Genomic DNA, 14,023 nt, shown 5'->3' with positions numbered 1-14,023 from the left:
GGGTGTAAGGGTGTAAGGGTGTAAGGGTTTCAATCATTTATACCCCTATACCCTTAATTTTTTGTTATCATGCTTAAGTCCTAAATCACATCAATCAGATTTCTATAGGAATTTACATTCGTAAGAAAAAACCAGAGAAATTACTCTCTGGCTGATTACAGACACAACAAAAATCTACTGAAAATTAACTTCGGTAATAACCTATGACAGCATGGTATAAATTAAAAATACCATCTTTGGGAAATAGCAAATAGCCTACACAATGAGTAATTATCTGTGTTAACTATTGACTGTTTCTTAATTAGAATCTGCCTAGATTATGTAACCCCAAAATAATACCTACTCCCAGAATATGACCGAAAGCAGTGGTCGCAAGTAACGCAGGCGCACCAAAACCACCAAAGAATTTGGCTGAAGGTAAAGCTGGTTCTGCACTAGGATACTTGATGGTCTGCCTGCCGAAAGTAATGGCAATCACATTGGCAATAACCATAATAATCCCGATTGTAGGACTCCATTCCAGGGGGGTGGTTGCAGCAGCGAGTAAGGTTGAAGTTAACACCTGATTAGCTCCTGAAATTTATTAATGATTGACAATATAATCAGGATATTTCTCAACTAAATTCAAGAAGAATCCCTGTTTTGCATTATTATTTAACATTGCTTTTCATTACTTAATAAAAAATATTTTGTTTTTAAGAGATGCAGAGGATAGGAAAGAGGGTTTAGGGGAAAAATAGAATGACTACGATAAATCTTTGGGGCTGTATCTATTGTGAAGGGATTTGATAGACTAGACACCGTGGATTTGTCTACTTGGGTAGCATTAGCAAAAACTAAGACAAATTGTGGACGAGTGGTTGAGCGCATCCCAAGATTAGCTGTGGCTGACACCGCTTGGTTTGCTGTACACATCTGTTGTAAATCAGGTAAATTCTACAGCGAAGGAGATACCAATTGTGTATTTCCCCTAATGAGTGTGATTAAACCTTTTACTTTCCTGTATCTATTGGAACACATGGGAATGGAAAAGGTTTTAAGCTGGGTTGGTGTGAAACCATCAGATGCGCCTTTTAATTCCTTAGAACAACTAGTGGCTGATGGTGGATATCCACGGAACCCGATGATTAATAGTGGGGCTATTACTCTCGCTGATAAATTACTAGGAGAGGATGCAGATTATAGCACGCGCTCTTTCTGCGAATGGCTAAACCAATTGGCAGGTAGTCAGATTCAGTTAGATGAATCTATGCTGGCTTCTGTCAGATTATCTCGCTCTCCTGCTAATCAGGCGATCGCTAATTATCTTGCAGAAAAAGGTTATTTAGAAAATCTTGATGTAGCACTTGATACTTATGAACAGATATGCTGTCTCTCTGGGACTGTTGAAGATTTAGCTTTACTGGGGAAACTCTTGGCTTTAGAAAGTAGCTTAATATCGCCGCAGCATCAACAGCTTGTTAACTCAGTCATGTTAACTTGCGGTTTATATCAGGCTTCTGCTGAGTATACTGACAAAATTGGTTTACCGATGAAATCTGGGATTGGTGGGGGTTTACTTGCTATAGTCCCAACAATAGGGGCGATCGCCTGTTATAGCCCAGCGTTAGATAGAATCGGTAATCCCGTAGGGGCGATCGCTTTTGTTGAGGTTTTATCCCGTTCTCTAGGTCTGTGCGGGAGATTTTCCCACCTTTAGCCAAAAACTAACTCTTTGGATGATCAGCCATGCTTAAGGTTTGGCGATCGCACCAGTTCGCCAGCCGACAACTGGGTTAATATCTTCAGCAATCGCTTTGTTCTATTGCTTGTACATTCCCCAGAGTAGTCCAAAATGGCTTGGTAGTATGCACTTGTCCGAAATATTGGGCCATAAGGTTAGTTTGTGATTAGTTGTGAATTTTTCAACCCCCAACTACGTAATCGGAAACCCATAATTAAGAGTAGTGTGCCAAACAGGATGGTATAGGCAGCAATTAACCACAGAATAGCCAAAGCTTCTGCTACTGGCCAGGTAATCAATATGATACCGAAGATGAGAGAAAGAATTCCGGCTACTGCGGGAAGCCACTGATTGTCTATTGCTTGTCGTAGTTGCACAGATGTAAGAATCTCGAATATGCCTGTAAAAATTGCCCAAGCAGCAATTAAGTAAAGTAATACAAATGCAGTGATCCCAGGGTAAATAAAAGCGATCGCTCCTACTCCAATACCTATGATTCCTTCTAGTAACAATAATTTACTATGATTGTCCTGTAACCGATCTTGAAATGCTGCGATCGCCAATAGTATTCCCCCCAGCAGCCAAAAACTCCCAAACAGGTACACCAATGACTTTAAGGTCAGAATCGGCCAGCATAAAGCCACTAAACCAAAAATAATGGCGATCGCTCCCCGCGCCACCACAGTCCACCAATTGCGAGTTAGTCGTTTTCCCACACCCAGGGATTTATTTCTCATGATTTGAGTAAGTTATTCCCAACACACCTTGGGCATTATTTTCTTTACCAAGAAGCTATACACCGTTGTTCAACTTAGTATTGCTCGTCTGATATTTGTTACTGCCTTGTTAAACTCAGCTTAAATACTTCCTAATGGTCTTCCATCTGACTAAAGGTGCATGGTAAGTATCTATCTGGTGGAAGAAGCAGGCAAAGAAACTTCCAGATTATACCCCTACACCCCCTATACCCTTCTCCAAACCCTTGATCTTTCGTTTTCATGCGTAAGTCTTATATGTATGTCAGTCTGGTAATTGAGAATCGAACGCTTCTGCCTCCGTTACAATGTCTACTCAAGATTGGTTATCACAGTTGCAAAAACAGCGAGCGATCGCAGTCATCCGCGCCCCGAAACTGGAATTAGGGTTGCAAATGGCTCTGGCTGTAGCTTCTGGGGGAATGCAGCTCATTGAAATTACCTGGAATAGCGATCGCCCAGGGGAATTAATCACCAAATTACGTGAGCAGTTACCGGAATGTATTATTGGTACTGGCACATTATTTAATTTGCAGCAACTAGAAGAAGCGATCGCCTGTGGGGCAGAATTTCTATTTACGCCTCATGTTGACTCAGTCATGATCAAAGCATCGGTCATCAAAAACATACCCATCATTCCCGGCGCACTCACCCCTACGGAAATTGTTAATGCTTGGGCTAATGGTGCAAGTTGTGTCAAAGTATTCCCCGTGCAAGCTTTAGGGGGGGCTGATTATATTAAAAGTCTGCAAGGGCCTTTAGGTCATATTCCCTTAATTCCCACCGGGGGGGTAACCCTAGAAAATGCCAAAAGACTAATCCAAGCAGGTGCGATCGCCGTTGGTTTAGGTGGAGAGTTATTTCCTCAGCAACTAGTAAAAGCGAAAAATTGGCAAGCGATCGCCCAATTAGCCAGGAACTTAACTCAAGAATTAAGCAGTATAACCTAAAGCTTGGTAATAAGGATCAAAAATAAGTTTCACTCTCAAACAAAAAAGATGCCTTTCACCTACACCCCTACACCCTTAAACCCCTACACCCTTAAATTTTGAATTAGCGTAGTTTTCAGGATGAAATTATTGAAAAGCCCCTGTTATAGTTGATTTCTCAAAATCTGCCTTAACTCCATGATTGATGTGTTTCAACTATGAAATCACTGATTTATCTCGACTGGAAACGTGGTTTAAAAATGTTCGTTGCTAGTGCGACATTATCCTTGAGTATGGTGAGTACTGGCTCTGGTGAAGCATTAGCAATTTCCACCTCACAAAAAGTTGAAAATACTATCGAGACTTTACAAAAATCCGATCAACGTTGGATTCAAATTAATCTTGCCAATCAAAGATTAACCGCTTGGGAAGGTGGAAAACCCGTGTATGCGATCGTCATTTCTTCTGGTAAAAGATCGACACCAACCCGCATAGGTTCTTTCAAGATTCAATCAAAGCATAAATCTACGCGGATGCGTGGTAGAAACTATGATGTCCCCAACGTTCCCTACGCCATGTTTTATAGCGGTAATTACGGAATTCACGGTGCATATTGGCATAAAAGATTTGGTACACCCGTAAGTAATGGCTGTGTAAACCTTGCCCCCAATCATGCTAAATGGCTATTTAATTGGGCATCTTTAGGAACACCAGTAGTCATTCAAAAGTAGTGCATACAAATAAAAAATCGTTACAGGTTATAGCCTGTAACGATTTTAAGTTTTCAACCTACTATATCTAACAAAAATGTTATGTGCGATGAGTGAAGTTGATCAAAAATAAAAGAAATTAGATTGAACGACGACGGCGAACTTTTATCATGCCAGTTGCTAATAAACCAAGACCCAACAAAGAAGCAGGTTCAGGTACATAAGTACGAGGAGGGGGAGTATTTATCTTTATATTAGAGACGAATAATGATGCGTGAGATAAAGCTTTACCTGCATTTCCACTACCATCCAAAGCAACACCAATTGTATTGAAGATTCCCGTTAAACCTTGAGAGAAATCATAATCTTTGAATAGATAAGCGCTGTAACCATTACCTGCTTTAAGACTCACTACAAATGTGTTACTTGATAATGCTGATCCAAAATTAAATGCACCTGAGCTAGAGCCATTGTCTGCCGTAATCGCAAAGGGATTTGCGTTATCAGATTTGCCCGCTAAACTCCATTGCACGCCAGTACCAACAAAGCTGCTAAAGAGACCATCATCATTTAATTTAGAGAGCAAAGTACCTACAGCCCCTGTGTCGTTACCAGCATTTGGGCCGTCACAAGCTGTAGCTGAAACACCTCCAAGTGAAATATCAGTAATCCTACATATTGCTGAAGAAGTTTGACCACCACTGGTTTGACCTTGACTACCACTGGTTTGACCTTGACCACCACTGGCTTGACCTTGACCACCACTGGTTTGACCTTGACCACCACTGGTTTGACCTTGACCACCACTGGCTTGACCTTGACCACCACTGGCTTGACCTTGACCACCACTGGCTTGACCTTGACCGCCACTGGCTTGACCTTGACCTTGACCACCAGCTTTAGCATATGCTGGTGCAACAATTGAGGCAGAAAGAATTCCAGTAACTAATAAGGCAGAGACGGATATACAAGAGAATTTGCGTTTCATATGTGGCTAAAATTTAAATTTTGAGAAATTGGTATTGCTATTTGAGGAGTTAGGTTAACAGATGTTTTACTCAAAGTTTTACAGTCCGTCATAGTTTGAATTTTAATAAGCATTTCCTATATCAGCAATTGATTATCACCTTGCTTTATCATATTTTTAGAAAACCAAGCTTAAGTTTATTAATAGATGAAGATGTGACTGTATTTTCCGTATAAAGCTTGCCCGTCTTCATGTAGCCAATATATAAAAATTAGTATTATTACTAATAGTTATTCAACCAAAGAGAATCCTTGTTGAATGGTAATATTTCTATTTTTGATCAACCGTTAAATTACTAGTTTTTATTTAAGAAACAATTTATAAAGTAAATCTTAACTAGTGGCGTGACAAAGGTTGAAATATCTACAAAGCAAGACAATTACATTTATTTTGGAAGAAATGTCTACTGTGAATTTCCGGAATGTGAATCACTGAACATGAAGTAATTTATAGAAGAGGAAAATCTCAAAATCTGTCTCAAGGGAATTAGCGTAAATCCAGACTTTCGCTAAACTTTAATTCAAAAGCTCCTAGAAGTACAACCGCTACAAAATGCCAAGATTTTTGTGATGAATCTTGGATATTGGGAACTTCAAAATCTAGGAATTGTTGATGTTTGCATAATCAAGAAGGTGATGGGATATGCAAAGCTGGATTCTTAATATTTGGACACGTCGCTCAGGAAATTTGTTGACAGGTGCGATAGTTATGATGGTGGCTTTGCTTTCTGGGTTGCTACCCACGACAGCTGACCCCACTTCTGGGATATATAGAACCGCAGTAGTTGAGCAAAACAGTATTACTCAACCTCGGAGAATTGAAATTGATTTATCAGATCAACGCTTATTTGCCTGGGAAGGTAAAAAACTGGTGTATTCTTTCCGAATTTCCACAGGTAAGCGCTCCACTCCTACACCTGTAGGTCAATTTAAGATTAATTCCAAATATCGCACTAATCGGATGCGAGGGCCTGGCTATGACATTCCTAATGTTCCTTATGCTATGTATTTCCATCAAGGCTATGCTATTCACGGTGCTTACTGGCATAATCGTTTTGGAACTCCAGTCAGTCACGGTTGCGTAAATTTACCAGTCAAGTTGGCACGTAAGTTATACAATTGGACAACGCCAGGGACATTGGTAATAGTCCGACGATGAAGAGTAGTAAATCGGATATTCTTCCTCTGTTCCTTACCTTCATCTATTACTATTTAGTAGATGTTGTAAGGTTGATTGAGATATGAGAGATTACCTTTTGCGATCGCTACTTGTGAGCGGAGTCGTCATTGGCTACGGATTTTCTCCATTGTCTGCTCAAGCACAGCAACAACAACCTACTGATGTTCAAGTTGCTGCACTGGTGGAAGCATTAAGACAAGCTGCACCGCAAACTGGTAAAGCCAACGATGGATTTTATAGTGCTTGGCAAGTTAAGCCGGAAACTCTCAAAGGTTGGTCAAAATATTGTCTGAAAAAAGAAGTTACACCCACACAATTTGACAATAACCCTGCGTTAGCGCGTGAGGTAGTTTCTTGTATTACTCGCCGTGAGTTCAACCAGCAATTCCGTGCTACAGGAAACAATGAAACTGCGGCTGTGCGTGGTGTGGCTTGTTGGTGGATGACTGGGGTATATACAGGCTGCAATCAGGGTTTTACTGCTACCTATGTCCAAAAGGTTGTGGGATTTTATCAGCAGCAGCGAGGTAATCCATCGGGGCGATCGCGTTAATTAGGAGTGCCAAATCTACCTTACACAACATGGGTGGCATCTTGCCCACCCTAAATTTTCTTCATTTTGGATCTTGAATTGATTGACTCCCTACAATTAAAAATTCATTTAACAAGTACTGATTTGGTTGCAAATTAGTAGCAAAACGACTGTAAACAATTTGCGTTGTAGACGTATAAGAAAACCAATAAGTATCCTGAATGACTTGATAAGAATTACTGGAATCTGGTAAATCAAAATGAACTAATGCTAAATTGTTCAACCCAACTACTTCTCGCCCATCTTGAAACCAGGGAGATTGCCAAAATTTCAGGGGTTGTAACCATTGCCAGCGAGGATTTTTGCGGTTCCAGGGGGCGACAAAAGTAGACATATCTACTTGGCTATGGAGATTCTGGGCCTGTTGTCTTGGTATCCATTCCAGTACACAATGCCAGTGAGGATTAGTGACTGCTTGACGACGGTGTAACCGTTTCGCCTTAACTTCTAGCATATTGGGTGGTTGATTCCAGCCCAGCCAACGGCGGATCTTTTCCGGTAAAAGCCATTGTTTTAGGCGTGTGTGAATTAGTCTAGTTAGGGTCTCTTCATTTTTCAAAGCACTGGCGGTTAACTGGACTATGACAGATTGCTGTGGTGCATAGGGAATTGCTCCATAAGAGAAGCGGGCGGCACAACTGTAATGAATATCACCAGAGAGAATGATGACTTTTTGACGTTGCTCACATAAAGTTGTCAGGAGTTTTGCCAAGGCTTCAAAATGAATATTCCACGAGTCACCAACATCTGTAGAAAAAACTTTTTCACGCTTTAACTGCCAATGATGAATCCAATCGATCGCTTGCAATCCAAATACATTGGTAGGTGCAATCACAAAGGTGGTGAGATTTTGCTTGTCTGCGGTTTTTTGTAATGGTTGCAGCAGTTGTTGCTTCATCGCACGGGGACATAACAACATGGGCGGGGCGATTGGTTTTTTGTCAGCTGGGTAGCCCCGCCATGTGCGCGTATCTAATACTATGACTTCATGGCAATTGCTGGTGATTGTGTAGTGCCAAATCAGTGTTTCGGGGTGGCGTTCCAAGATAAATACACCATCTTCTAAAACAAAATTGGGGAGTCCTGTGTTGGGGTTACAGCTAGGCATCCCGACATAACGAGCGATCTCCTGATCAGCTTCCATATCCTTCCCGGCTGATGCTGACCAATTCTCCGCCGCCGCCAGTAATTTTTCCCCAGATTGCCCATCTGTAAACTGTTCTGGTGTGTTCCCCCAAGCTTGAAAGACACTGTATGCTAACAAAGCATTTTGTACAGTCCGCCGTCCCAGAGGATTGCCCAAAACGCGCAAACACCAGGCTTGATTTAAGTTCCAATCATCACTAACATCATGGTCATCAAAGACGGTGTACATGGGAATATTCGCCAGCGCCCGCCGCACCCGTCCCAGTGTGTAAATTAATTGTCGTAAATCAGCCACCGACTGATCCCAAATTTTTAGGGCTTGGCGATCGCTTGTTACCCATTTCCCTGGGGGAAAGGCCTCCGGCCAGCATACAGGAGACCAAGCCAGTAAATAAGCGGCGTAATATTCCCCTAAACCGAACAAATGGCTGGAAACCTTCTCTGATTTATTATGCAATCCAGCCGTTAACTTGGCTTCTTCCGTCGCCACTTTTGCCCGTTCTCCTGGTGCTAGTTCCTTGGGAGTGCAATAACCTTGACCTACAGGAAGTTTTTCTTCCCAACCAAGCAGGGAATCGCCAAGATTACTGGCGACCCATAAAAACGGATCTGCCACATCATCACCATAGATTTGATCACCCGTGAGGAATAACTGATGAGGACGGCGACGGGGTTGGTTGGCGGCTGATGCAATGAGAGAATCAAGCAAGGGTAAGGCATCTATTCCGTGTCCGTGGGGTTTGCGACAAGAAGCATGGATAATATGCAAATCTGCCAACGAATCTGGAGGAAGCACAAAAGTAGGTTTTTGATGCTCAAAGTAGCTAATACTGACTTGGGGAAAGCGATTGGAAAATAATGCTTGTTCTAGAGTCAGCACGCTGTGGTCAGCACAGGTGAACTGGAGGTCATAAGCATAAATACACTCATTAGTTAAACTAGCCCCCAAGGGAGACACGGCTGTAATCGCTACAATGTGCAGATATTTGCCTAAAGCAACCGTCAAGCGTTGTCCTTCTAATAAACAATTTCCTAACCTTTCACCATTATTTGTTGTTGCGTAAACTTTGAGTTCTACCTGACAGGATTTTTGGAGTGCAACCAGTACGGTGACTGATTTTGCTTCAGTATGTTGTAGCAATGGCCCCGCTAAAATTAACGGTAGTTCCTCGAAAAAGTCTTCAGCTTGGTTATTCATGACCAAAAGTTACAGGTTTGAGAAATTGTTTGGACGATTCAAGTGAAATAGTATAAGTCCTAGAATTTAAAACTAGTTCATGAGTATGAGAACTTGGTTGACGAGTGTTTAAAACTCGTGAATGAGTATGAGAACTTAGTTGACGAGTGTTTAAGACTCGTGAATGAGTGTGAGAACTTGGTTGACGAGTATTTAAAACTCGTGAATGAGTGTGAGAACTTGGTTGACGAGTGTTTAAGACTCGTGAATGAGTATGAGAACTTAGTTGACGAGTGTTTAAGACTCGTGGACGAGTGAGAGAACTTAGTTGACGAGTGCTTAAGACTCGTGGACGAGTGTTTGAGACTCGTTGACGAGTATTTAAGACTCGTGAATGAGTGTGAGAACTCCAACGAGTCCCAAATTAAGCTACTTCAATTTTGATGTCTACCTTTAACTGAACCCATTAAAATATAAAGGATGGACTAATCGCCCATCCTTAAGCAAAAGAACTTTTAAATTTAACACTGCACGTAGTCGAAGTGTTAATTAAGCCCGTGCAATCCCCTCTTCTCGCGCTGCGCGTTGCACAGCAGCAGCGACGGCGGTAACGACACGCTCATCAAAGACCGAGGGAATAATATGTTCCCGACTCAAGTCTGAAGGATTAACCAAAGAAGCGATCGCACTGGCTGCTTCTAAATACATAGTGGTGGTAATTGTTTGCGCGCGACAATCTAACGCCCCACGGAATACCCCAGGAAAGGCTAACACGTTATTAATTTGGTTGGGGTAGTCACTGCGACCAGTAGCAATAACAGCTACATCGTTCTGCACTAATTCCGGCTGAATTTCGGGTATGGGATTGGCCATGGCAAAGACAATCGGGTCTTTAGCCATAGACTTGACCATTTCTGGTGTTAAAACTCCAGGCGCACTCACACCAATAAATACATCTGCCCCTTGGACTGCACCTGCTAGCGTACCTTGAGCTTTGACTGCAAACTCTTGTTTTTCTTCATTGAGGTCGGTGCGAGTGGTGGAGATAATGCCTTTAGAGTCGCACATCCAAATTTTTTCTGCCCCAGCTTTCCGCAGTAACCGGGCGATCGCCACACCAGCCGCACCAGCGCCGTTAATCACGATGCGGATGTCAGCGAGTGACTTCTGCACGAGTTTCAAGGAGTTAAATAACGCTGCCAAGGTGACAATTGCTGTACCATGTTGGTCATCATGAAAAACGGGAATATCTAGTTCCTGTTTTAATCTCTGCTCAATTTCAAAACAACGGGGTGCGGCGATATCCTCTAAATTCACACCGCCAAATACCGGGGCAATATTTTTAACTGCTTGGATAATCTCTTCTGTATTTTGAGTAGCCAAGCAAATGGGAAAAGCATCAAGTCCAGCAAATTCCTTAAATAACATAGCTTTACCTTCCATTACTGGTAAAGCTGCATGGGGGCCAAGATTACCCAACCCTAAAACTGCACTACCATCGGTGACAATGGCGACAGTATTTTGTTTGATAGTTAAATTGTATACTTGCGATGGGTCTTGAGCGATCGCTGTACAAACCCGACCCACACCAGGGGTATAAGCCATTGCCAAGTCGGACACACTCTTGAGAGGAATTCGGCTGGTGATGCTGATTTTGCCGCCACGATGTAAATTAAAGGTGCGATCGTAAACGCTGACTAACTTAATATCAGGTATGGCTTTGACTGCTTGCACAATAGTTTCCGCGTGTTCGGTACTAGCAGCATCAACAGTTAAGTCACGGAGAGAAACTTGGCGCGTTTGCTCGATTAAATCGATTTGACCGAGATTACCACCACTAGATGCGATCGCCTGAGTGATAGATGCTAGCATTCCCACACGATTGGGAATCTGCAACCGGAGAGTAACACTAAAACTGGAATTAGGAGTTAGGTCTGCCATCTTAATAGGGGATTTTAGATTTTAGATTTTATATCGAATTGTTACAGTAAATTCCATTTTTACGATAAAACCTAGCACACCCAAATTATTTGCAGGATAAATTAAGACTTCCTACCAGGACTAAAGGTAGATTCTTTTCCCTTGCAGTATGAGTATGAAACTTATGCAGTCAATATCTTTTGAGCTAGTGGAACGCTTTTATTTACAACCAGTAATTCTCAAATGCGTACAGCGTTTATTTCGTTAATCACCACCGCCACCGCCACCATAATCACCGCCACCGCCACCATAATCACCGCCATAGTAATAACTGCTACTGTCTCCAATGTAACTACTACTAGTCCTAGAGACAATAAAGAGGAGAAGAGGGATACCAAAGACTAGCAATCCCAACAAAATCCACACTAACCTCTCATAAAAAAATTGTGTACTTTGCCATCCAGAGGTTTCAATCTTAGTACCCGCACGATCAAATATCACCTGAATTTCTAACTCCTTCCCTGGCTCTAGAAATTGTTTAGTAACAGCCTCAATAGTTTTTTTATCGACTCGGCGAATATCTGCAACTACACCAAAGCTTTGGAACATTTTAATTTTAGTAGTAAATTCTTCAGGAAATTCCACCCTAATTTGCGCTTGTTTAATAGGGGCTTTACGGTCAGAAAATATTGCTTCCCAATATACTTGAGCATAGTTATGATTGACGCACAATCCTCCAACAACACGATATTTCAACACGAAAGTATGGCTTTCTGGTGGTTGCAATTGATGTTCCCAATTAATCAACAATTGATGATTTCCTGTACTTGTACTTGTTCTACTGGGTAACACTTGACCATTTTCGGATACAGAAACTTCAGTAATTCTGTCTACCTTATCTAAAGGAATGTACCGGGAACGCAGATGGTTATAATCTCCAGTAAAATTATATTTTTGTGTCTCAGTGACTAACATATCACCGTTAGGCTGTACGGCAATATCGACATTGATAAATTCCCAATAGAAAGGTGCTGATTCGGCTTGGACATTATGAATAGTAAATGTGAAGCCAAGAACAAATGTGAAACAAAATAGCAGCAGCCTGTCTACTAATTTTTTGCTCATATATTTATAAATTGGTATTCTGGAAGAGGTTCGCCTTTGTCTTGGAGAACTTCGATATAAAGAGCGATCGCTTCTTGTATATTAGTTAGAGCCTCTTCACGAGTTTTTCCCTGACTGATGCAACCGGGAAAACTTGGCACTTCGACAACAAAATAATCATCTTCTCCAAGGTATAGCAGTACTTGACGTGGAGATTTTTCTTGAGGAGCGATCGCCGTTATACTTCAAATAGCTGCTTAATTATTTCATCACGGATCTTAACACTCTAGACCCTGACTAACTTGTTAAAGTTACTTTTTTCTCAATCTTGGGAACTCTATAAATACTGTCCAGTGAATAGAAGCCGAAGCGGTTAGAGGCTATCTGCATCGGCTGATTTGAATTCTTGTGTCAGTATTCCCCAAGATTGTGAGGTCTGCTTTATGGATAAATCAATTATTCAGTTGATTGATGAATTACCGAACGATAATATTACTGTCAAAGTTCTCAACGCTCTAGATTATGTAGCACCTGGCCAGTGGCAGAATTTAGTGGGTTTCGATAATAGTATCCGTGCGATTACCGGAGAAACTGACGCTAAGGTAATTCAAAGAATCCGCGATCGCGCCACCTCTTTGTATCATGATCCTCAACGAGGCTACCAAGCAGCCATTAAACTTTACCAAACCATAGATAAAGCTGACACTGCAATGGCGACTGCGGCTTTAGCTAATAAAGTAAGCGAGAAAATTGGCTTTCTATCTTTTTTAGGCAATATTACGCCCAAAGCCGACCTCACTCAAACAATTGACCTAGTACTGAAAATTGCTGTCGAAATTATAGTTTTTTGTAAACTCAATGGTATTCCCCAACCAAACCCCCAAGAATTTGCCAATTCTCTGGCTAACAATTATCAAGATGCTTCCTTGATCCGCATGGTAGCCCTAGTTTGTCTAGATGGGATTCTGCCATTAGGCCCAGACTTCCTCAGCAAAATTCAGGGAATAATTAGCGGCGCTGACTCCAACACCATAATTCAAAATCCTGTTTTCTTAGCCGTCAACACTTCCCTACCAGGGAATAATCCTAGTGAGAAACTTGGCTTTATTAATCAGGGTTTCAATGCTGTTCAAGGTTGGATGAATAATTTAGTCACCAAGACAGGTATCACCCCACAATCTATTTCTAGTCATCTTGGCAATTTTATTCAAATTGCTGATGATAATTTAGATTTTGTAGCCGCATTCCTCGATCAAACTACCAATTACTTCGAGCATACAGGTATTCAATCAGTAGCTCGCAGATTAATTTTGCAAGCCCATACTTTAGTTAAAGAAGAAATCAAACAAGATACAACACAGCCTATTCAAAATGCCTCATCTGCTGCGACATCAGATACTAGTCAGTATGCAGTCAACAAGAAAATAGAGGTCTGGGACGAAGAAGAAGAAGACTGGTATCAAGCCACAATTGAGAAAGTTCAAGATGACCAATTCTTTATCAATTACATTGGCTATGGTTCATCCCATAATGAGTGGGTTGGCAAAGATGACATACGCACTAATGATTATGCCTCATCTGATGCCAATGGATATGCAGTGGGTAAAAAGGTCAAATGTTGGAGTGATGAAGAAGAAACTTGGTATACTGCAACCATTGAGAAGATCCAGGGAAATCAATATTTTATTCATTACACAGGTTACGATTCGTCCTATGACGAATGGGTGAACTCAGATGATATTTGCTAACCTACCTTGGTAA

Annotated in this window: 13 protein-coding genes; 6 read left to right on the top strand and 7 right to left on the bottom strand. The window is 41.5% G+C overall.

Annotated elements, in window-relative coordinates; translation table 11 throughout:
* Window positions 1–301: 301 nt before the first annotated feature.
* Window positions 302–562 carry a photosystem I reaction center subunit PsaK gene (gene psaK, locus ACM5QX_RS00525; protein ID WP_011319225.1) on the bottom strand — a complete coding sequence of 87 codons (261 nt, stop codon included), beginning with the start codon at window positions 560–562 and terminating at the stop codon, window positions 302–304.
* 213 nt (window positions 563–775) lie between these two features.
* Between psaK and ACM5QX_RS00520 the strand changes: the two genes are divergently transcribed.
* On the top strand, window positions 776–1,699 hold the full coding sequence (locus ACM5QX_RS00520; protein WP_414751927.1) for a glutaminase: 924 nt from the start codon (window positions 776–778) through the stop codon (window positions 1,697–1,699).
* A gap of 179 nt (window positions 1,700–1,878) precedes the next feature.
* On the opposite strand, the gene ACM5QX_RS00515 is transcribed toward ACM5QX_RS00520, so the two are convergent.
* Window positions 1,879–2,460 (bottom strand): HdeD family acid-resistance protein, encoded by a 582-nt coding sequence (locus ACM5QX_RS00515; protein WP_414751926.1) that lies wholly within the window; start codon window positions 2,458–2,460, stop codon window positions 1,879–1,881.
* Between the two features lie 326 nt (window positions 2,461–2,786).
* On the opposite strand from ACM5QX_RS00515, the gene ACM5QX_RS00510 reads away from it, so the two are divergent.
* Window positions 2,787–3,428 carry a bifunctional 4-hydroxy-2-oxoglutarate aldolase/2-dehydro-3-deoxy-phosphogluconate aldolase gene (locus tag ACM5QX_RS00510; RefSeq protein WP_414751925.1) on the top strand — a complete coding sequence of 214 codons (642 nt, stop codon included), beginning with the start codon at window positions 2,787–2,789 and terminating at the stop codon, window positions 3,426–3,428.
* Between the two features lie 197 nt (window positions 3,429–3,625).
* Window positions 3,626–4,138 carry a L,D-transpeptidase gene (locus ACM5QX_RS00505; protein ID WP_414751924.1) on the top strand — a complete coding sequence of 171 codons (513 nt, stop codon included), beginning with the start codon at window positions 3,626–3,628 and terminating at the stop codon, window positions 4,136–4,138.
* 118 nt (window positions 4,139–4,256) lie between these two features.
* Here the strand turns inward: ACM5QX_RS00505 and ACM5QX_RS00500 are convergent, their stop codons facing one another.
* The gene (locus tag ACM5QX_RS00500; RefSeq protein ID WP_414751923.1) at window positions 4,257–5,105 is read right to left on the bottom strand and encodes a PEP-CTERM sorting domain-containing protein; all 849 of its coding nucleotides are present in this window, start codon (window positions 5,103–5,105) and stop codon (window positions 4,257–4,259) included.
* A 681-nt stretch (window positions 5,106–5,786) separates the two neighbouring features.
* Between ACM5QX_RS00500 and ACM5QX_RS00495 the strand changes: the two genes are divergently transcribed.
* Together ACM5QX_RS00495 and ACM5QX_RS00490 are read left to right on the top strand one after the other, a co-directional pair.
* Window positions 5,787–6,302 (top strand): L,D-transpeptidase, encoded by a 516-nt coding sequence (locus tag ACM5QX_RS00495; protein WP_011319232.1) that lies wholly within the window; start codon window positions 5,787–5,789, stop codon window positions 6,300–6,302.
* Window positions 6,303–6,384: 82 nt separating this feature from the next.
* Window positions 6,385–6,876, top strand: coding sequence for a hypothetical protein (locus ACM5QX_RS00490; protein ID WP_414751922.1), 492 nt, complete (start codon window positions 6,385–6,387; stop codon window positions 6,874–6,876).
* A 61-nt stretch (window positions 6,877–6,937) separates the two neighbouring features.
* On the opposite strand, the gene ACM5QX_RS00485 is transcribed toward ACM5QX_RS00490, so the two are convergent.
* From ACM5QX_RS00485 to ACM5QX_RS00470, 4 genes are all read right to left on the bottom strand, one after another.
* On the bottom strand, window positions 6,938–9,259 hold the full coding sequence (locus ACM5QX_RS00485) for a PhoD-like phosphatase (RefSeq protein ID WP_414751921.1): 2,322 nt from the start codon (window positions 9,257–9,259) through the stop codon (window positions 6,938–6,940).
* 528 nt (window positions 9,260–9,787) lie between these two features.
* Window positions 9,788–11,179: a malic enzyme-like NAD(P)-binding protein gene (locus tag ACM5QX_RS00480; protein ID WP_414751920.1), complete on the bottom strand. Its 1,392-nt coding sequence runs from the start codon at window positions 11,177–11,179 to the stop codon at window positions 9,788–9,790.
* 243 nt (window positions 11,180–11,422) lie between these two features.
* Window positions 11,423–12,283, bottom strand: a complete 861-nt coding sequence (locus ACM5QX_RS00475; RefSeq protein ID WP_414751919.1) for a DUF2207 domain-containing protein — start codon at window positions 12,281–12,283, stop codon at window positions 11,423–11,425.
* Entirely contained in the window at window positions 12,280–12,504 is a 225-nt protein-coding gene (locus tag ACM5QX_RS00470; RefSeq protein WP_414752242.1) for a type II toxin-antitoxin system HicB family antitoxin, read from the bottom strand. Before ACM5QX_RS00470 ends, ACM5QX_RS00475 begins: the two co-directional genes overlap by 4 nt.
* A gap of 201 nt (window positions 12,505–12,705) precedes the next feature.
* On the opposite strand from ACM5QX_RS00470, the gene ACM5QX_RS00465 reads away from it, so the two are divergent.
* Entirely contained in the window at window positions 12,706–14,010 is a 1,305-nt protein-coding gene (locus ACM5QX_RS00465; protein WP_414751918.1) for a Tudor-knot domain-containing protein, read from the top strand.
* Window positions 14,011–14,023 lie beyond the last annotated feature (13 nt).

Origin of the sequence: Anabaena sp. CCY 9910 (assembly GCF_963920875.1) — a bacterium.
In the GTDB taxonomy this organism is placed as follows: Bacteria; Cyanobacteriota; Cyanobacteriia; order Cyanobacteriales; family Nostocaceae; genus Trichormus; species Trichormus variabilis.
This window is presented reverse-complemented; position numbering and strand designations above follow the sequence as displayed.